This window comes from Nocardioides marmoriginsengisoli (assembly GCF_003725695.1).
GTDB classification, from domain to species: domain Bacteria; phylum Actinomycetota; class Actinomycetes; order Propionibacteriales; family Nocardioidaceae; genus Marmoricola; species Marmoricola marmoriginsengisoli.
Genome location: NZ_RJSE01000016.1, coordinates 28,411 through 46,308 on the forward strand (window position 1 = coordinate 28,411; position 17,898 = coordinate 46,308).

Consider the following 17,898-nt stretch of genomic DNA (forward strand, 5'->3'; position numbering starts at 1 on the left):
GCGGAGAAATCCACGCCTGCAAGGCGCGCTGACTGAACGGAGACCACGTGAAGCTCAACGGAGCGACGGTCTTGCTGACCGGCGCCACCGGCGGGATCGGGCACGCCATCGCTCGTCGTCTCAAGGCCGACGGGGCGCAGCTGATCCTCACCGGGCGCAAGGCCGACGTGCTGGCGCCCCTGGCCGCGGAGCTCGGAGCTCGGAGCATCGTTGCCGACCTCGGTGACGCCGCCGCGCTGGACCGCCTGCTCGAGGAGGCCGGCCGGATCGACGTACTGGTCGCGAACGCCGCACTCCCGGGCACCGGACTGCTCGCCGACATGAGCGTCGAGCGGATCGACGCCAACCTGGACGTCAACCTGCGCGCCCCGATCATGCTCGCCAAGGCGCTGCTCCCCCAGCTCGTCGAGCGGAAGTCCGGCCACCTCGCCTTCATCGGCTCGCTCTCCGGCGTGGTCGCCTCCCCGGGCAGTGCGCTCTACAACGCCACCAAGTTCGGCGTGCGCGGCTTCACCGCGGCCCTGCGCCAGGACCTGCACGGCACCGGCGTCGGCGTCTCGAACATCGAGCCGGGCTTCGTCAGCGACGCCGGCATGTTCGTCGACAGCGGCATGGTGCTCCCCGCGGGCACCCGGACCGTCACCCCGGAGAAGGTCGCGGCCGGCGTCGCCCGCGCGATCACCAAGAACAAGGGCGAGGTCCTGGTCGCGCCGATCGAGCTCCGGATCGGCGCTCGACTCGGATCGCTCGCTCCCGGCCTCAACGCCGCCGCCCAGCGCCGCGCCGGTGCTGCTGACATCGTGGGGTCCCATGCCGGTAACCATTGATCGCGAAGCCTGGCCCGCGGCCGCAGTCGGAGCCGTTCCGGCCCTGCTGGCTGCGCTCACCGGCCGTCGTCGTACGGCGCTCGCGCTCGCCGCGCTGCCAGTGGGGATCGTCGCGTTCTTCCGCGACCCTGTCCGCCCGATCGACAGCACGCCGGTCGCCGACGACCTGGTGCTCGCGCCTGCCGACGGCAAGGTGATGCACGCCGGGCCCGGGCAGGACGGCGTCGCCCCTCCGGGTGACTGGCAGCAGATCAGCATCTTCCTGTCCGTCTTCGACGTGCACATCAACCGGACGCCGTACAGCGGCACCGTCACCGACGTGACGTACCGCCCAGGCAAGTGGCACGCGGCGTACAAGTTCGAGAGCGCCTTCGAGAACGAGCGCTCGGACATCACGCTGTCGCACACCGTCGGCGGCGAGACCCGGTCGGTGATCTTCCGGCAGATCGTCGGGCTGGTGGCCCGCCGGGTGGTGACCCGGGTCAAGGCCGGGGACGTGCTGCGTACCGGCGACCGGATCGGGCTGATGAAGTTCGGGTCCCGGATGGACGTCTTCGTGCCGCCCGGGGTGGAGCTCGCGGTCAAGGCCGGTGACCGGACCGTGGCCGGGGAGACCGTCCTCGGACGATGGCGATGAGCGCTCACCAACCTTCGGCGGGCAGGCCTCGCCGCCGGCTCCTCCGGCGGCGACGCTTCCGGATCGCCTCGCACTCCGGCGCCGAGGTCGTCTCGCTGCGTCAGCTGCCCGCCAAGGAACGACTGCGCGTCACCGCACCGAGCATCTTCACGGCCGCCAACATGGCGTGCGGCTTCTCCGCCGTACCGCTGGCCTTCAACGACCACAGCCACTGGGCCGCGATCCTGATGACGGTGGCGATCTTCATGGATGTCGCCGACGGCGCGGTCGCCCGCCTGGTCGGCGCCACGTCCCCGTTCGGCGTCCAGCTGGACTCGCTCGCCGACCTGATCTCCTTCGGCCTGGCCCCGGCCGTGCTGGTCTACACCTGGGTGCTCCCCGAGTGGCCGGTGATCGCCTGGGTGGCGGCGTACTTCTGGTTGGCCTGTGCGGCGTTCCGGCTGGCGCGCTTCAACTTCACCATCGACCCGCACGCGGACAAGCGCTACTTCATCGGGATGCCGAGTCCGGGTGCTGCGGCCGTGGTGATCGCCACCGTCTTCGCACTCGACCTGCGCGAGGACAGCGTCGGCCCGTCCCTGCTGCTCCCGGTCGTGATCAGCGTCGTCCCGGCACTGCTGATGGTGAGCACCGTCCGGTTCCGCTCGTTCCGCAACCTGGTCTCCCCGCAGACCCAGCAGGCGCGGGTCGTCACCGGCGTGATCGTGGTGGCGTTCCTCGCTGGGCTGGCCTTCGTGCCGGCCGCGACGATGCTGGTGGTCGCGTACTCGTACGTGCTGACCGCGCCGTTCGGCGTGATCACCGCGCCACTGCGGCGCCGCATCTTCGGCCCCGACTCGGTGGCGCCGCCGCGGGTCAAGCAGCAGTCGGTGTTCCTGCCGCTGCACGACGACTCGGACACCGACCCGGACGTCGACAGCGATGTCGACTCCGACGTCGACGACGACTGTCAGCCGTTGTAGCTGATCTTCAGCGTCTCGGTCAGCGGCAGCGCCTGGCAGGTCAGCCGGATGCCGTCAGCGAGGTCCTCGGCGTCCAGGACGTCGTTGTGCTTCATCGAGATGTCGCCATCGAGCACGATGCAGGCGCACGAGCTGCAGTTGCCCTCGCGGCAGCTGAACGGCGCGTCGACGCCCTTGCTCTCCAGGAACTCGAGCAGCACCTGCTTGCCGTCCCAGTCGTCGAAGGCGTAGTGGTTGCCGTCCAGCTCGACCTCGATACTGACCGGTCCCGCAAAGGCGGCTTCGCCGGCTTCCTCACCGTCGTCGGCCTCGGCCAGGATCTTCTGGGCGGCGAGGACCTCCTCGACGTCACCGAACGGGTTGCCGCCGAGGGAGACGAACTTCTCCTGGTGCCGGCGGTCCCGCGGGATCTCCAGCTCCTTGAGCGCGGTGGCGACCGCCTTCATGAACGGCGCCGGTCCGCAGCAGAAGCTGGTGTAGTCCGCGAAGTAGGTCGCGAACTGCTTCAGGCCCTCCTGGGTCGGCAGGCCCTGGACGCTTTCGAGCCAGTGCACGACCGTGAACCGGTCAGGGTGCTCGGCGACCAGCTCGCGCAGCTCGGCGGCGAAGATCACCGAGGTCTCGTCCCGGTTGGCGTAGAAGAGCACGACCTTGCCGGAGCCCTTCTCCAGCGCCGTACGGGCGATCGAGATCACCGGGGTGATCCCGGAGCCGCCGCCCCACAGGAGCAGGTCGGCGTTGATGTCCTTCGGCGTGAAGATCCCGCTCGGCGGCAGCAGCCGCATCGTGTCGCCGGCCTTGAGGTTGTCGCAGATCCAGTTGGACGCGTAGCCATCGGCGGTCCGCTTCACGGTGATCTGGTGGCGACCGCTGTGCGGGCTGCTGGAGAGCGAGTAGCAACGGGCTGCCAGGCCGGTCTGGTCGCTCGGAACCGCCACCGTCAGGAACTGCCCCGGGGTGTAGGCGAAGCGCTCCTGAAGGTCGTCGGGCACCTCGAAGGCGACCGACTTGGCGTCGTTCGTCTCCTCGATGACCTCGGCGACCTTGAGCACGTACGACTCAACTGCCATGTTCAGTAGCCATCCTCTGCCCCGACCTCGATGACGCCGTCCTTGACGGCCTGCTCGATGGAGGAGCGTAGTCGTGAGCAACCGGCCCGCACGGGCCGTCCCTCGGGTTGGGACGCGGCGCGATTGAACTCGGCGCAGTGGCCCAGGGACTCGGCGTCCCACTGGATCGACGTGTGGTGGTCGCTGTTCTTCTTGACCCGGACCTTGGCGAGGCAGTCCAGGCAGGCGACCTCGGTCAGCCGCGCCTGGGTGTAGAGCCGCTGGTCCTCGATCGTGTCGGGCGACGTCGGGGCGAAGCTGACCATCAGTGGTGCGCCGGGTGCCCGGCAGCCGCGTCGGCCTCGGCCTTCTTGGCGAGGTTCTCGGCGACCTCCTCGTGCCAGAACTCGTTGGCCTTGGTGGTGTCGACCTCGAACTCGAACCGCTCCACCATCTCCGGCGCGATGTCGGCCTGGTCGACGTAGAACTGCTCGTACCACCGGCGCAGCTGGTAGACCGGGCCGTCCTCCTCGCAGAGCAGCGGGTTCTGGACGGGAACCTTGTTCTTCCAGATGTGCACGTCCTGGAGGAAGCCCTCGCCGAACATCTTCGTGTACTTCTCGGCGATGAACGCGATCGTCTTGTCGTCGAGGCCCTCGGGCTTCTTGACGGTCAGGCCGTAGGACAGCGTGAACGAGTCCGGGCCGGTCGCGATGTGGGTGTTGATCAGGATGACCTCGGTCTTGAAGCCCTTGTAGTCGACCCAGAGCCAGTTGATCATGTACGACGGCCCGTAGTAGGTGGCCTCCGACTTCAGGAACAGGTCGTTGTCACCGGTGCCGTAGCCCTCCGCCTTGTCGGGACGCCCGGTCGACTCCATGTACTGGGTCGCGATGTGGCCCTCGAAGACGTTGCGGAAGCTGGTCGGGAACGAGAAGTGCACGTAGTAGAAGTGCGCCATGTCCACGACGTTGTCGATCAGCTCGCGGCAGTTGGAGCCCTCGATCTCGGTGACGTTCCAGCTCCAGTCGCTGTACTCGCCGTCGGCCAGGCCGGGGAGCTCGTACGGGAGGATCGAGTGGTCGGCCGGCGAGCCCTCGGGGTCGAACCAGATGAAGAGCGCGTCGTTGCGGATCGCGGTCTCGTAGCGCTGGGTCTTCGCGCGCAGCGGGATCCGGCGCGCGTACGGGATCGCCTTGCACTTGCCGTCGCCGCCCCAGCGCCAGTCGTGGAACGGGCAGGCGATCTCGTCGCCCTTGACCTCGCCCTGGGTGAGGTCGCCGCCCATGTGCCGGCAGTAGCCGTCGAGGGCGTTCAGGTTCCCCTGGCTGTCCTGCCAGACGACGATCTTGCCCTCGAACGCGCGGACCGCGTGCGGCTTGCCGTCCCGGAACGAGTCCGCGAGGCCCAGGCAGTGCCACCCGCGGGCGTACCGGCTGGGGGCGACACCCTGGTCGAGAGCGCGGGTATCGGTAGCAGTGCTCATGGTGAACCTCCGGCGGTTGTGCGGCGATCTCTGGCGTAAAACAAGAACAGGTTATAGTTTTGGCCGCAGCTAATCCAGTCCTTCCGACCAGTATGGGGATGTCTTCATGAAGATCGCACTCAATGAGGAGCACGAGGCGCTGCGCGCCGAGCTGCGCGACTACTTCGCCCAGCTCGTGACCGACAAGGTGCGGGCCGGTCTCTCCGTCGCGACCAGCGAGTTCAAGGAGACCGGCGACGTGATGGGCGAGTTCGGCGACGCCACCGTCTACAAGGACGTGATCAAGCAGATCGGCCACGACGGCTGGCTCGGAATCGGCTGGCCCGAGGAGTACGGCGGCCAGAACCGCTCGATGATCGAGCAGCTGATCTTCACCGACGAGGCCGCCATCGCCGGCGTCCCGATCCCCTACCTGACGCTGAACACGGTCGGACCGACGATCATGCGCTTCGGCACCGACGCCCAGAAGGAGGAGATCCTCCCGAAGATCCTTCGCGGTGAGATGCACTTCTCGATCGGCTACTCGGAGCCGGGCTCCGGGACCGACCTGGCGTCGCTCCAGACGAAGGCCCGGCTGGAGAACGGCGAGTGGGTGATCAACGGCCAGAAGATGTGGACGTCGCTGATCCAGTACGCCGACTACATCTGGCTCGCGGCCCGCACCGATCCCGACCTGCCCCGGCACAAGGGCCTGTCGATGATCCTGGTGCCCGCGGATGCCAAGGGCTTCTCCTACACGCCGGTGCACACCGTTGCCGGCGTCGGCACGTCGGCGACCTACTACGAGGACGTCCGCGTCCCCGAGGAGAACCTCGTCGGCGGGCTCAACGGCGGCTGGGCGCTGATGACCAACCAGCTCAACCACGAGCGGGTCGCGCTGACCTCGGCCGCGCCGCTGATGCACTCGGTGGCGCAGGTGCGCGAGTGGGCCCAGAACACCAAGAACCCGGACGGCACTCGGGTCATCGACGCGCAGTGGGTGCAGGTGCTGCTCGGCCGGGCGCACGCCCGGGTCGACATGCTCAAGCTGCTCAACTGGAAGCTCGCGACCTCCGCCGACGACCTGTCCCCGGCGCACGCGTCGGCGACCAAGATCTACGGCTCCGAGCTCGCCACCGAGGTCTACCGGTCCCTGATGGAGATCGTCGGACCGGACGCGATCGTCAACGGCGACTCGGCCGGCGCGATCCTCCGCGGTCGGCTCGAGCGGTTCTTCCGGTCCGCGCTGGTGATGACGTTCGGTGGCGGCACCAACGAGATCCAGCGCGACATCATCGGCTACGTCGGGCTCGGCCTTCCGGCCGCCAAGCGCTAAGGACACAGACATGGACTTCTCCTTCACCGAGACCCAGACCGACGCCGCGGACCTCGCCGCCTCGATCTTCAAGAACGAATGCACCCCGGAGCGGCTCAAGGTCGCCGACCGGGGCCGGTTCGACCAGGAGCTGTGGAGCAAGCTCGGCGACGCGGGGCTGCTCGGGCTCTCGCTTCCCGAGTCCGCGGGCGGAGCCGGCTTGGGCCTGCTCGAGCTCTGCTCGGTGCTGGTCGAGGCCGGACGCCTGGTCGCGCCGGTGCCGCTGACCTCGCACCTGCCGTCCGCGCTGGCGCTGGCCGAGTTCGGCTCGGCCGAGGTCCAGGGGGCATGGCTGCCCGGCGCCGTCTCCGGCTCGCTGGTGCTGACCGCCGCGGTCGCGGAGGAGCGCGAGCACGTGCCGGCCTCGCCGTCGACCGTGGCCACCGCTGCCGGTGACGGGTGGACCCTGACGGGCGTGAAGAGCGTGGTTCCGTCCGGGACCGTCGCCTCGCTGTTCCTGGTACCGGCGAGCACCGCCGACGGCGTCGGCGTGTTCCTGGTCGAGCCCGGTACTGCCGGTGTCACGGTCACGCCGCAGAAGGTGAGCGACGGGGCGCAGGTCGCCCGGCTCGAGCTCGCTGACGCTGCCGGCACCTTGCTCGGTTCGGTCGGAACCGGGGTTGCCGAGTGGCTGGAGCAGCGGCTCACGCTCGCCGCTTCGGCGTACGAGCTCGGGGTGGTGCGCGGCGCGCTCGACCTGACCGCGGCGTACGCGAAGACCCGGGAGCAGTTCGGCCGCCCGATCGGCACGTTCCAGGCCGTCTCGCAGCGGCTCGCGGACGGCTACATCGACGTCCTCGGTAGCGATCTGATGCTCTGGCAGGCCGCCTGGCGGCTCGAGGAGGGCCTCGACGCGGCGACCGAGATCGCCAGCGCGAAGCTCTGGGCGGCCGACACCGGCCACAAGATCGCGCACACCACCGTGCACGTGCACGGTGGCGTCGGCATCGACATGGACGGCGAGGCGCACCGGTACTTCACCACCGGCAAGCTCGGCGAGTTCCTGCTCGGCGGTACGACGGACCAGGCGCGGCGGATCGGCGCGCTGCTGGCCGCCTCGCCTGTGTGACCTTGTCCGAACCCACGGTTCGCACGCTGCTCGAAGCCCGGGCGGAGGACGACTCCCCCGGGCTGGCCGCGGGCGACCGCCGCTGGTCGTGGCGGGAGTACGTCGCCGTCGCCCGGTCTCGCGCCGCCGCGCTTCGCGGGGTGCTGGATCCCGCTCGACCGCCGCACGTCGGGGTGCTGCTGGAGAACACGCCGGAGATGGCGTTCCAGCTGGCCGCCGCCGGTCTGGGCGGGCACGTCGTCGTCGGGTTGAACACGACCCGGCGCGGGGACGCGCTGCTCGCCGACATCCGGCGGGCGGACGTCCAGGTGATCGTGGTCGAGGACGCGTTCGCCGGGTTGCTCGACGGGCTGGCGCTGGACGGCGTGACCGTCATCTCCGCGTCGTCCTACGACTGGTCCTCCGGTCCTTCCGAAACCGTCACGACCGTTCCGACTCCCGAGTCGCTCTTCATGCTGATCTTCACCTCCGGCACCAGCGGCGAGCCGAAGGCCGTCCGGATCACGCACGCGAAGATCACCTTCCCCGGTCAGTACCTCACCGAGAAGCTCGGGCTGGTCGGCTCCGACGTGCACTACGTGTCGATGCCGCTGTTCCACTCGAACTCGGTGATGGCGGGCTGGGGGCCGGCACTGACGACCGGGGCCTGCGTCGCGCTGGCTCGCTTCTCGGCGTCCGGCTTCCTGGACGACGTACGGCGGTACGGCGCGACGTACGCGAACTACGTCGGGAAGCCGCTGGCCTACATCCTGGCCACGCCGGCCTTGCCGGATGACGCCGTCAACCCGCTGCGGCTCGTGTTCGGGAACGAGGCCGGGGATCGGGACACGGCAGCCTTCTCGGAACGCTTCGGGTGCCGGGTGGTCGACGGGTTCGGATCCACCGAGAACGCCGTCGTGGTCAGCCGGGTGGAGGGCACTCCCCCGGGGTCGCTCGGCCAGCCGGGGCCCGGGGTGGCCGTCTACTCGTCCTCGACCGGGGTCGAGTGCCCGCCGGCCGTGTTCGATGCGTCCGGCGTCGTGACCAATCTGGAGGAGTGCGTGGGTGAGCTGGTGAACACCCAGGGCATGGGGCAGTTCGCCGGCTACTACAACGACGAGGCCGCGACCGCCGAGCGGATGCGCGGCGGGATGTACTGGAGCGGCGACCTCGCCTACCGGGACGCCGACGGCTGGGTGTACTTCGCCGGACGGACCGCGGACTGGTTGCGGGTGGACGGGGAGAACCTGGCAGCGGCCCCGATCGAGCGGATCCTGCTGCGGCACCCGCTGATCTCGGAAGCGGCCGTGTACGCCGTACCGGATCCCTCGTCCGGGGACCAGCTGGTTGCTGCTCTGGTGGTTTCCGGGCCGCTCACGCCGGCGGCGTTCTCGGAGTTCCTGGAGGCTCAGAGTGACCTCGGGACGAAGGCCTGGCCCCGGTTCGTCCAGGTGCTCCCCGAGCTTCCTCGGACCGCCACCAACAAGGTGCTCAAGCGCTCGTTGCAGGACCGGCCGCTGGAGCCGACGTGGACCCGGGACCCGCGCGGTCGGACCTACTCCTGAGGGAGCAGGTTCTCGATCCCGTTCTTGAGGCGCACGTTGTAGAACCCTGATCCGGTGTCGGTGTACCAGACCGCGTCGTTCGCGGGGTCCCAGGCGGGCTGCGAGAAGGCCGACCCGCCGGACTTGGTCGGCATGTTGAAGTAGCCGACCTCCTTCGGGTGCTCGACGTCGCGGATGTCGAAGAGCCTCAGGCCGGACAGGATCATCGAGCAGCCGGCGATGTCCGGGTTGTCCCGGGTCGGCATCGAGCAGTAGTGGCCGGCGTACCCGCCGAGCGGGCTGGCCGTCCCCGGGTCCTTGCTCGCCTCACCGGAGTGCACGGCGGGCTCGTGCACCTTGAGCCGGATGTTGGAGACCAGGTACGGGTGCTGCGGGTCGTCGACGTTGATGATCCGGGCGGCGCCGACCGGGGAGTTCTTCAGGTCGAGCAGGCCCTTGAACGAGAAGATGTCGACGAACTCGTCGATCTCCAGCAGGTACTGGTGTCCGTCCCGGGTGAACGGCTCGGCCACCTGCGGGATCGACGAGCCCCGCCAGGTCATCGTGGCCAGCACCGGAGCCTTCGGGTTCCGGACCCGGTCCTGGATCTGGCTGACGTCGAGGATGCGGAGCCCGCCGCCGGTGATCAGACCCGTGCTCGGGACGCCGATGTGGGCGGCGTACAGGGTCCGGCCGTCGGCGGAGAGCCGCATCCCGTGGTACTGGACGTTGGGCTGGACGAAGATCGTCTTCGGCAGCTTCGGGTTGGTCAGGTCGATCGCGACCAGCGTGAAGACGGTGCTGGAGACGTAGAGGGTCTTGCCGTCGGGCGCGAACCCGGTCTCGTGGCCGAGGATGCCGGTCAGCGTGCTGCTGAGCAGCTTGGGCTTGCGGCAGTTCGTCTTCACGTCGTACACGTCCAGGACGCCGGGCGCGGTCGCCGCGGTGCCCAGGACTCCGACGAGCAGACCCCGCTCCTGGTTGACCAGCAGCGACTCGTGCGGGTTGAGCATCGCCAGCGAGATCAGGTTCGCGGTCTTCACCGGGTGCGCGGGGTCGGTCATGTCCAGGACGACCACACCGTTGCCGGCGCCGTTGAAGGTGTTCGCCAGCAGCGCGTCCGGCGAGGTCAGCGCCGAGGAGTCGTAGAACGCGCAGGTCTGACCCTGGGAGTCCGTGTAGCGCAGCGTCTTGAAGCCGCCGTTCTTGCCCTGGTGGGCCGTCTGCTCGGTGTTGCAGGTGTAGCCCTGCAGGGCGCGGCCGGAGTCGTAGTCGGCTCTCGGAACCCGTCCCTGGATGCCGGTCTCGGGGCGTGAGCCGGGACCGCAGTCGGCGACCGGGACGGCCGCAGTCGGGACGTCGTCCTCCGCGGCCGTGGAGGTGCCGGTGAGCGCCCACCCGGTGCCGAGGGCCAGGCAGGCGGTCAGGACGAGGATCAGTCGGCGCATGCCGGTTCAACGACCCACGCCTGACCGCGCTACGTCTAGTGCAGCAGCTTCTGGATCCCGTTGGTCAGCCGGACGACGTAGAAGCCCGAGTTGGTGTCGGTGTACCAGACCTCGTTGCGCTTCAGGTCCCAGGCGGGCTGGGACATCGCGTAGGCACCGATCGCGGGCACCAGGGCGGCCTTGTTGATCCTGGGGACCGGCTTGTTGAAGTAGCCGACCTCCTTCGGGCGCTTCACGTCGCGGATGTCGAAGAGCCGCAGGCCCGACAGGATCATCGAGCAGCCGGCGATCTTCGGGTTGTTCCGCGTCGGCATCCCGCAGTAGTGCGCGGCGTACCCCTGCGCGGGGAACCAGGCCATCGGGTCGTTCTTCTGCGCTCCCCCGCGCTGGTCCGGCTCGTGCACCTTCAACCGGATGTTGCTGACCACCCGCGGGTGCTTCGGGTCGTCGACGTTGATGATCCGGGCGGCGCCGACCGGCGAGTGCACCAGGTTGGAGAGCCCCTTGAAGCTGAACAGGTCGACGAACTCGTCGACCTCGAACACGTACTTGTGGCCCTTGCTCACGAACGGCTCGGCCACCTGCGGGATCGAGGCGTTGGGCCAGGTGATCGTCGAGAGGATCCGCGCCTTCGGGTTCGGCTTGCGGTCCTGGATCTGACTGACGTCGATGATCCGCAGCCCGGCACCGCTGATCCCCGCCGGTCCGACCTGGCCGATGTTAGCGACGTACATGGTCCGGCCGTCGTCGGAGAGCCGGAGGCCGTGGTAGACGACGCCACCGGTCTTGTAGACGACCTTCGGCTTCTTCGGGTTGGTCAGGTCGACGGCGGTGAAGGTGCCCAGGACGCCTGCGACGTAGTAGGTCTTCCCGTCCGGCGAGAAGCCGCTCTCGTGGCCGAGGATGCCGCTCAGCGAGCTCGAGAGCAGGCGCGGCTTGCGGCAGTCGGTCTTGACGTCGTACACGTCGAGGATGCCGGGCGCCGTCACCGCGGTGCCCATCACGCCCACCAGCAGGCCGCGCTTCTGGTTGACCAGCAGCGACTCGTGCGGGCTCAGCATGCCGACCGAGACCAGGTTCGCGGTCTTCTTCGGCTTCGCCGGGTTGGTCATGTCCAGGACGACGACGCCGAGGCCGTCACCGGAGAGTGTGTTCGAGACGACGTCGCGCGGGACCGTCAGCGTCGAGTCGTAGAACGCGCAGGTGCGTCCCTTCGAGTCGGTGTAGCGCAGCGTCTTGAACCCGCCCGAGCTGCCCTGGTGCCCGATCTGCCGGGTGTTGCAGAGGTAGCCCTTCTTCACCCGGCCGGACCGGTAGTCCGCGGTCGGCACCCGGCCCTGCGTCGAGGTCTCGGGCAGCGAGCCCGGGCCGCACTTGGCCTTCGGGACCGGCGCCGTGGACAGGGCGGGGGCCGCGCTGCCGCTCATCGCCCAGCCGCCGACCAGGGCGAGCAGTACCGCGGCTACGGCGAGGAGGCGGCGTACGGCGGCAGCGCGCTGAGCGGAGGCGTTCGGGAGGACCATGAGGGGACTGTAGGGCAGAACGTCGCCTTTTGTCCGCGTCTCACTCCGTGGCGAGGCGGACCCCGAACGCGACCAGGACACCAGCCGTGGCGACGTCGAGGCGGCGGCGGATCTTCGGCGTGTTCATCCACGCGGTGACCTTGCCCGCGAGCGCGAGCAGGATCAGCCAGTACAACGCGGTGATCGCCACGAAGATCGCGCCGAAGGCGATCGTCATCAGCCCCACCGAGGCACCCGCCGGCACGAACCCGGGCAGGAACGTCACGAAGAAGACGCCCACCTTGGGGTTGAGCAGGTTGGTCAGGATGCCGGCCTTGAAGCCGCTGCCCAGGAGGGCCTTCCCCTCGGTCTGCGTCGTGGTCCCGCGGGTCCGCCAGGCCTGGATGCCCAGGTAGACCAGGTAGCAGGCACCGACGATCCGCAGCGCCGAGTAGCCGATCTCGCTGGCCCGCAGCAGCGCCGCGATCCCGGCCGCCGCCGCGGTCACCCAGATGGTCAGGCCGACCAGGTTGCCGAGCGCAGTCAAGATGCCCTGCCGGCGTCCCCCGCGCAGGATGCTGCGCACCACGACCAGGGTGTCCGGCCCGGGGAGCAGGACGATCAGGGTCGCGGCGCCGGCGAAGGCGAGGAACGAGACCAGCACCCGAGAAGGTTAACCCCGGATCTTCTCCAGGCGCGCCACAGTTTCCTCGTACTCGGAGATCAGCTCGGCCATCACCTGGGCGACCGGCTTCACCTCGTTGGTCCGGCCGATGATCTGACCGGCGGGCATCGCGACCACGTCCGGGTCGTCGGCGTTGCTCATCCGGTTGTGCGCGTCGGAGACCAGCAGGTTCTGCAGCGGCATCGGGAGCGGCGCCGGAGCACCCTCCTCCTCCCACGCGTTGGTCCACTTGTTCTTGAGCAGCCGGGCCGGCTTGCCGGTGTAGACGCGGCTGCGGACGGTGTCGGCCGAGCTGGCCTTCAGCAGCGCACGCTGGATGGCGTCGCTCTGGCCGAGGTCGTACTCCTCGACGGTCAGCCACAGGCTGCCGGTCCAGACGCCCTGGGCGCCGAGCGCCAGCGACGCCGCGACCTGACGGCCGCAACCGATACCGCCGGCAGCGAGGACCGGTACGTCGACCGCGTCCACGATCTCGGGGGTCAGCACCATGCTGGCGATCTCGCCGGTGTGGCCGCCCGCCTCGTAGCCCTGGGACACGATGATGTCGACGCCGTTGGCGACGTGGCTCGCGGCGTGCTTCGCGGCGCCTGCCAGCGCGGCGACCAGGACACCGTGCTCGTGGGCCTGCTCGATCACGTCGTTCGGCGGGGTGCCGAGGGCGTTGGCGATCAGCACCGGGCGGTGGTTGAGCGCCACGTCCACGTGGCTCCGGGCGGTGCTGTGCAGCCAGCCGAGCACGCCCTCGCGGCCCTCGCCCTCCGGGAGCGGCGGGACACCGAGCTTGAGCAGGGTCTGCTCCACGAACGAGATGTGGTCCTCGGGAATCATCGCCTTGAGGTCCACCGACTTGCCCTCGGTGGGGATCTTCATCGGCATCACGATGTCGACCCCGTACGGCTTCCCGTCGGTGTTCTCGTCCATCCAGGTCAGCGTCTCGTCGAGCTCGCTGGCGTCGTTGAACCGGACCGCTCCGAGGACCCCCAGACCCCCGGCGCGCGACACGGCCGCAGCGACCTTCTCGGACGGTGTGAACGCGAAGATCGGGTACTCGATACCGAGCCGTTCGCAGAGTTCGGTGCGCATCAGAGCGCGGCTCCTTCGTTCTGGGCGGCCAGCAGGAGTTCCTTGGCACGCGGGTACTGCGCCTTGCCGGTGGCGTTGCGCGGGATCTCCGGGACCAGGGTGATGGTCCGCGGCAGCTTGTAGCCGGAGAGGAACTCGCGCAGGAAGTCGCGCAGCTCCCCCAGCTCGACGGTCTCGCCCTCGCGCGGCTGGATCACCGCGGCGACGGCCTGGCCGAACTTCTCGTCCGGGATGCCGACGACGAGGACGTCGTACACGGCCGGGTGGCGCTTGATCGCCATCTCGACCTCCTCGGGGTACACCTTCTCGCCGCCGGTGTTCACGCAGTTGGAGCCGCGACCGAGCAGCGTGACCCGGCCCTCCTCCTCGATCCGCGCGAAGTCGCCGGGCACCGAGATCCGGGTGCCGTCGACGATCAGGAACGTCTCCGCGGACTTCTTCTCGTCCTTGTAGTAGCCGATCGGCACCGAGCCGCCGCGACCCAGGCGACCGACCTTGCCGACGTTGGTGGCCAGGTCGAGGATGTTGTTCTGCTCGTCCAGGACGACGCTGTTGGGGCCGAGGCCGACGACCGGGCCGTCGCTGGAGATGTGCGCCTTGTCCTGCATGCCCATGCCCTGGAAGCCGGTCTCACTGGCGCCGACCGAGTCGGTGTAGACCGGGTTCGGAAGCGCCTCGATCCAGCGCTCCTTGACCTCCGGGGAGAAGATCGCGGCGCTGCTGGAGACCGCGAACAGGCTGGCGCCCGTGTACGGCGCGTCGGTGGCGGCCTTGCGCTCGAACTCCTCGATCAGCGGACGGGCCATCGCGTCACCGGTCATGAAGATCAGCATCACGCCGTTCTCGTCGATGATCTCCCAGGTGCGCTGCGCGTCGAACTTCGGCTCCAGGATCGTCAGGTGGCCGGCGAACAGGTGCATCAGCAGGCCGGCCTGGGCCCCGCCGTGCATCAGCGGGCTGAGCGGGAACGTCGTCATCCGGCCGTCCTGCGCCGCCTGCTTCGACTGGTCGAACTCGTCCAGCTTCTCGCCGGTGTAGAAGTCGATGCCGCCGCCGAGGGTCCGCCAGAAGTCCTCGTGGCGCCACATGACGCCCTTGGGGAAGCCGGTGGTGCCGCCGGTGTAGATGATGTGCAGGTCGTCGGCGCTGCGCTCGGCGAAGTCGCGCTCGGCACTCTGGCCCGCGATCGCGTCGGCGTACAGGACGCCGTCGAAGGCGCTGATGTCCGACTGGTCGTCGGGCTCGATCACGTCCGGGACGACGACCACGGTCTGGAGCTTCGGGTGGTTCGGCTTGGTCTTGGCGACCAGCGGGGCGTAGGTGCGCTCGACGATCAGCGCGACCACGTCGGCGTTCTCGAAGAGGTAGTTGAGCTCGCCCTCGACGTACCGGTAGTTGACGTTGATGTTGACCGCGCGGATCTTCACGATCGCGAGCACGGCGACGACGTGCTCGATGCTGTTCTTCGCGTAGACGGCGACGTGCTGGCCCGGCTGGACGCCCTGGGCCTGGAGGTAGTGCGCGAGCTTGTTCGACTCGGCCTCCAGCTCGGCGTACGTCACCGTCCGCTCACCCACCTTCACGGCGGGGTTGTCGGGGGCCGCGTCGACGGCGTGCTCGAAGAGGTCAGCGATGTTCAAGGCCATGGCGCGATACTAGAACACGTTCTCGTTTACGGCTAGCATTCCTCGCATGACGGACTGCCTCGTAGAACTCGACGGCCACAAGCTGGTCGTGACCATGAACCGGCCCGAGCGCCGCAACGCACTCTCCTCGGAGATGCTGCGGATCATGGAGGACGCCTGGGACCGGGTGAATTCCGACCCCGAGATCCGGGTCTGCATCCTCACCGGCGCCGGCGGCTACTTCTGCGCCGGCATGGACCTGAGCACCGCGAACGAGAAGCCGCCGGGCGACAGCTTCGAGTCCGGCGAGTTCGACCCGACCATCCTCAAGGGCCTGCTCAAGGGCTTCCGGCTGACCAAGCCGCTGATCGCCGCCGTCGAGGGCCCCGCGATCGCCGGGGGCACCGAGATCCTCCAGGGCACCGACATCCGGATCGCCGGCGAGTCGGCCAAGTTCGGCGTGGCGGAGGCCCGCTGGTCGCTCTACCCGCTCGGCGGCTCCGCCGTACGGCTCCCCCGGCAGATCCCGTACACCGTGGCTGCCGAGCTGCTGCTGACCGGCCGGACGCTGCTGGCGCCCGAGGCCAAGGAGCTCGGCCTGATCGGGCACGTGGTGCCGGACGGGTCGGCGCTGGCGAAGGCTCACGAGCTCGCCGACATGATCTGCGCCAACGGTCCGCTGGCGGTTCAGGCGATCCTGAAGACGATGCGCGACTCCGAGGGCAAGCACGAGGACGACTGCTGGGCCGACGACGCCAAGGTCGGCGCCGAGGTCTTCAAGTCCGACGACGCCAAGGAGGGCCCGCGGGCGTTCCTGGAGAAGCGGCCGGCGAACTTCACCGGTCGCTGATCCACCGTAGGCTGCCCCCCATGGTGGTGGTCTTCGGCATCTTCCTGATCGGCCTGGTCGTCGTCGCGCTCGTCGGCTACTTCGGCTACCTCGCGGCCAAGAAGCGCCGGGAGGAGTTCTCGGCGATGGCGGCCGCCCGCGGCTGGACCTGGGTCGAGCGCGACGACCGCTTCGTCGACCGGTTCAGCGGGTCCCCGTTCGGCACCGGGGACGACCGCAAGGCGCTCAACGTCGTCACCGGCCCGTACGACGGCCGCCCGATGGTCGCGTTCGACTACAGCTACACCACCACCGAGACCTCGACCGACGCCCAGGGGCGCACCAGCACCCGCACCGTCACCCACCCGTTCTCGGTGATCGCGCTGGACGTCGGCGTCGCGCTGCCGGAGCTGTCGGTCTCCCCGGAAGGCTTCTTCGGCCGCCTGGTCGGCCGGCTGATCAACAACGACATCGAGCTCGAGTCCGAGCAGTTCAACCGCGCCTTCACGGTGCACTGCCCGGACCGGAAGTTCGCGACCGACGTGCTGCACCCGCTGATGATGGAGTACCTGCTCACGGTGCCCGACCTGAGCTGGTCGTTCCGCGACGGCGGCCTGGTCGCGATCACCTCCGGCCAGCACTCGATGGCCTCGCTGGACGCGACGCTGACCGCGATCGACGGGATCCTCGACCGGATCCCGCCGTTCGTCCGGCAGCAGCTCGGCCTAGATTGACCGCCATGGAAATCGTGATCGCGGTCGTCGTCGCCCTGGTCCTGCTGCCGCTGCTCTCCGTGGTGGTGATGTACAACCGGTTCGTCCGGCAGCGCACCCTGATCGACTCCTCCTGGGGCGGCGTCGACGTCGAGCTGACCCGGCGGCACGAGCTGATCCCCAACCTGGTCGCGACCGTCCAGGGGTACGCCGCGCACGAGAAGGACGTGCTCGCCGCGCTCGCCGCCGCCCGGGAGGCTGCCTCGGCGCACAAGGCCGACGCGCCCGGTCCGCGGCAGGCGCTGGAGGAGCAGGTCACCCGGCAGCTGGCCACCGTTCTCGCCCGGGTCGAGGCGTACCCGGAGCTCAAGGCGAGCACGAACTTCCTGCAGCTCCAGACCGAGCTGACCAACACCGAGGACCGGATCGCGGCGGCGCGGCGGTTCTACAACCTCAACGTCGGCGCCTACAACACCCGGGTCGCGACCATCCCGTCGAACCTCGTCGCGTCGATCTGGAACTTCGAGCCCCGGGACTTCTTCGAGATCACCGACGCCGCCGTCCGGCAGGTCCCGCGGGTGGCCCCTTGAGCGGCCGCGTGATTCGACTGGTGCCGTTCGGGGACGAGCACGTCGAGCCGATGGGGCGCACCCTGCGGGACCCGGACGTGCTTCGGTTCACCGGGACGCCGGTGCCGACCCCGCCGGACTGGATCACGACGTGGCGGACCGGGTTCGCCGCGGACGAGACCCGGGAGAACTTCGCGATCGTGCAGGGCGACGAGTTCGTCGGGTACGCCGTGGCGTTCGGGATGGATCGCGAGGCGGCCGAGGTCGAGCTCGGCTACGCCGTCGCGCCGTGGGCACGCGGGCACGGCGTGGCCGCCGACGCCCTGCGGCTGCTCTCGGACTGGGCGCTCGAGCAGGGCATGCTGCGGCTCAGCCTGCTGATCTCGGTCGAGAACCCGGCCTCCCAGCGGGTCGCCGAGAAGGCGGGCTACTCCTTCGAGGGCGTGCTCCGGTCGCTGCACCACCGCAACGGCGACCGGGTCGACATGCAGAGCTGGTCGCTGCTCCCCGGAGACCGCGCCTAGGTCCCAACAGGCT

18 protein-coding genes are annotated in these 17,898 nt (G+C 69.2%); 10 read left to right on the forward strand and 8 right to left on the reverse strand.

Annotated elements, in window-relative coordinates; all coding sequences use genetic code 11:
* Nucleotides 1-47 precede the first annotated feature (47 nt).
* The 3 genes from EFK50_RS21455 to pssA are packed head-to-tail and all read left to right on the forward strand — an operon-like array spanning nt 48 to nt 2,426.
* Nucleotides 48-827, forward strand: coding sequence for an SDR family NAD(P)-dependent oxidoreductase (locus tag EFK50_RS21455; RefSeq protein WP_123229657.1), 780 nt, complete (start codon nt 48-50; stop codon nt 825-827).
* Nucleotides 811-1,464, forward strand: a complete 654-nt coding sequence (locus EFK50_RS21460; protein ID WP_123229658.1) for a phosphatidylserine decarboxylase — start codon at nt 811-813, stop codon at nt 1,462-1,464. The genes EFK50_RS21455 and EFK50_RS21460 overlap by 17 nt, the downstream gene beginning before the upstream one ends.
* A complete protein-coding gene (gene pssA / locus EFK50_RS21465; RefSeq protein ID WP_123229659.1) occupies nt 1,461-2,426 on the forward strand; it encodes a CDP-diacylglycerol--serine O-phosphatidyltransferase in 966 nt (321 codons plus the stop codon). Before EFK50_RS21460 ends, pssA begins: the two co-directional genes overlap by 4 nt.
* Here pssA and EFK50_RS21470 read toward each other — a convergent pair.
* Genes EFK50_RS21470 through EFK50_RS21480 form a run of 3 tightly spaced genes read right to left on the reverse strand, consistent with a single transcriptional unit; the run spans nt 2,414 to nt 4,961 of the window.
* Nucleotides 2,414-3,496: a ferredoxin--NADP reductase gene (locus tag EFK50_RS21470; protein ID WP_123229660.1), complete on the reverse strand. Its 1,083-nt coding sequence runs from the start codon at nt 3,494-3,496 to the stop codon at nt 2,414-2,416. The two genes, pssA and EFK50_RS21470, sit on opposite strands and share 13 nt — an antisense overlap.
* A gap of 2 nt (nt 3,497-3,498) precedes the next feature.
* The gene (locus EFK50_RS21475; RefSeq protein WP_123229661.1) at nt 3,499-3,801 is read right to left on the reverse strand and encodes a hypothetical protein; all 303 of its coding nucleotides are present in this window, start codon (nt 3,799-3,801) and stop codon (nt 3,499-3,501) included.
* Nucleotides 3,801-4,961 carry a 3-ketosteroid-9-alpha-monooxygenase, oxygenase component gene (locus EFK50_RS21480; RefSeq protein ID WP_123229662.1) on the reverse strand — a complete coding sequence of 387 codons (1,161 nt, stop codon included), beginning with the start codon at nt 4,959-4,961 and terminating at the stop codon, nt 3,801-3,803. Before EFK50_RS21480 ends, EFK50_RS21475 begins: the two co-directional genes overlap by 1 nt.
* 106 nt (nt 4,962-5,067) lie before the next feature.
* Here EFK50_RS21480 and EFK50_RS21485 point away from each other — a divergent pair, with 106 nt between their 5' ends.
* Genes EFK50_RS21485 through EFK50_RS21495 form a run of 3 tightly spaced genes read left to right on the forward strand, consistent with a single transcriptional unit; the run spans nt 5,068 to nt 8,928 of the window.
* A complete protein-coding gene (locus EFK50_RS21485) occupies nt 5,068-6,276 on the forward strand; it encodes an acyl-CoA dehydrogenase family protein (protein WP_123229663.1) in 1,209 nt (402 codons plus the stop codon).
* Nucleotides 6,277-6,286: 10 nt separating this feature from the next.
* On the forward strand, nt 6,287-7,384 hold the full coding sequence (locus tag EFK50_RS21490; RefSeq protein WP_123229664.1) for an acyl-CoA dehydrogenase family protein: 1,098 nt from the start codon (nt 6,287-6,289) through the stop codon (nt 7,382-7,384).
* Entirely contained in the window at nt 7,381-8,928 is a 1,548-nt protein-coding gene (locus tag EFK50_RS21495; RefSeq protein WP_246004279.1) for an AMP-binding protein, read from the forward strand. The genes EFK50_RS21490 and EFK50_RS21495 overlap by 4 nt, the downstream gene beginning before the upstream one ends.
* Here the strand turns inward: EFK50_RS21495 and EFK50_RS21500 are convergent.
* The 5 genes from EFK50_RS21500 to EFK50_RS21520 are packed head-to-tail and all read right to left on the reverse strand — an operon-like array spanning nt 8,919 to nt 15,271.
* Entirely contained in the window at nt 8,919-10,355 is a 1,437-nt protein-coding gene (locus tag EFK50_RS21500; protein ID WP_123229666.1) for an LVIVD repeat-containing protein, read from the reverse strand. The two genes, EFK50_RS21495 and EFK50_RS21500, sit on opposite strands and share 10 nt — an antisense overlap.
* A gap of 35 nt (nt 10,356-10,390) precedes the next feature.
* Nucleotides 10,391-11,878: an LVIVD repeat-containing protein gene (locus EFK50_RS21505; protein WP_123229667.1), complete on the reverse strand. Its 1,488-nt coding sequence runs from the start codon at nt 11,876-11,878 to the stop codon at nt 10,391-10,393.
* A 40-nt stretch (nt 11,879-11,918) separates the two neighbouring features.
* On the reverse strand, nt 11,919-12,521 hold the full coding sequence (locus EFK50_RS21510) for a LysE family translocator (RefSeq protein ID WP_123229668.1): 603 nt from the start codon (nt 12,519-12,521) through the stop codon (nt 11,919-11,921).
* A gap of 9 nt (nt 12,522-12,530) precedes the next feature.
* Nucleotides 12,531-13,625, reverse strand: coding sequence for an NAD(P)H-dependent flavin oxidoreductase (locus EFK50_RS21515; protein WP_123229669.1), 1,095 nt, complete (start codon nt 13,623-13,625; stop codon nt 12,531-12,533).
* On the reverse strand, nt 13,625-15,271 hold the full coding sequence (locus EFK50_RS21520) for an acyl-CoA synthetase (RefSeq protein WP_123229670.1): 1,647 nt from the start codon (nt 15,269-15,271) through the stop codon (nt 13,625-13,627). Before EFK50_RS21520 ends, EFK50_RS21515 begins: the two co-directional genes overlap by 1 nt.
* Nucleotides 15,272-15,317: 46 nt before the next feature.
* Between EFK50_RS21520 and EFK50_RS21525 the strand changes: the two genes are divergently transcribed.
* Genes EFK50_RS21525 through EFK50_RS21540 form a run of 4 tightly spaced genes read left to right on the forward strand, consistent with a single transcriptional unit; the run spans nt 15,318 to nt 17,885 of the window.
* Nucleotides 15,318-16,100, forward strand: a complete 783-nt coding sequence (locus tag EFK50_RS21525) for a crotonase/enoyl-CoA hydratase family protein (protein WP_123229671.1) — start codon at nt 15,318-15,320, stop codon at nt 16,098-16,100.
* Nucleotides 16,101-16,120: 20 nt separating this feature from the next.
* Entirely contained in the window at nt 16,121-16,813 is a 693-nt protein-coding gene (locus EFK50_RS21530) for a DUF3137 domain-containing protein (RefSeq protein ID WP_123229672.1), read from the forward strand.
* Between the two features lie 5 nt (nt 16,814-16,818).
* On the forward strand, nt 16,819-17,382 hold the full coding sequence (locus EFK50_RS21535; protein ID WP_221177520.1) for a LemA family protein: 564 nt from the start codon (nt 16,819-16,821) through the stop codon (nt 17,380-17,382).
* On the forward strand, nt 17,379-17,885 hold the full coding sequence (locus tag EFK50_RS21540; protein ID WP_148046256.1) for a GNAT family N-acetyltransferase: 507 nt from the start codon (nt 17,379-17,381) through the stop codon (nt 17,883-17,885). Before EFK50_RS21535 ends, EFK50_RS21540 begins: the two co-directional genes overlap by 4 nt.
* Nucleotides 17,886-17,898 lie beyond the last annotated feature (13 nt).

Bases quoted from the DNA above. Each gene is read 5' to 3' on its own strand.
- EFK50_RS21460 (WP_123229658.1), top strand. From the start codon at position 811: ATGCCGGTAACCATTGATCGCGAAGCCTGGCCCGCGGCCGCAGTCGGA.
- pssA (WP_123229659.1), top strand. From the start codon at position 1,461: ATGAGCGCTCACCAACCTTCGGCGGGCAGGCCTCGCCGCCGGCTCCTC.
- EFK50_RS21470 (WP_123229660.1), bottom strand. From the start codon at position 3,496: ATGGCAGTTGAGTCGTACGTGCTCAAGGTCGCCGAGGTCATCGAGGAG.
- EFK50_RS21475 (WP_123229661.1), bottom strand. From the start codon at position 3,801: ATGGTCAGCTTCGCCCCGACGTCGCCCGACACGATCGAGGACCAGCGG.
- EFK50_RS21480 (WP_123229662.1), bottom strand. From the start codon at position 4,961: ATGAGCACTGCTACCGATACCCGCGCTCTCGACCAGGGTGTCGCCCCC.
- EFK50_RS21485 (WP_123229663.1), top strand. From the start codon at position 5,068: ATGAAGATCGCACTCAATGAGGAGCACGAGGCGCTGCGCGCCGAGCTG.
- EFK50_RS21490 (WP_123229664.1), top strand. From the start codon at position 6,287: ATGGACTTCTCCTTCACCGAGACCCAGACCGACGCCGCGGACCTCGCC.
- EFK50_RS21500 (WP_123229666.1), bottom strand. From the start codon at position 10,355: ATGCGCCGACTGATCCTCGTCCTGACCGCCTGCCTGGCCCTCGGCACC.
- EFK50_RS21505 (WP_123229667.1), bottom strand. From the start codon at position 11,878: ATGGTCCTCCCGAACGCCTCCGCTCAGCGCGCTGCCGCCGTACGCCGC.
- EFK50_RS21515 (WP_123229669.1), bottom strand. From the start codon at position 13,625: ATGCGCACCGAACTCTGCGAACGGCTCGGTATCGAGTACCCGATCTTC.
- EFK50_RS21520 (WP_123229670.1), bottom strand. From the start codon at position 15,271: ATGGCCTTGAACATCGCTGACCTCTTCGAGCACGCCGTCGACGCGGCC.
- EFK50_RS21525 (WP_123229671.1), top strand. From the start codon at position 15,318: ATGACGGACTGCCTCGTAGAACTCGACGGCCACAAGCTGGTCGTGACC.
- EFK50_RS21530 (WP_123229672.1), top strand. From the start codon at position 16,121: ATGGTGGTGGTCTTCGGCATCTTCCTGATCGGCCTGGTCGTCGTCGCG.
- EFK50_RS21535 (WP_221177520.1), top strand. From the start codon at position 16,819: ATGGAAATCGTGATCGCGGTCGTCGTCGCCCTGGTCCTGCTGCCGCTG.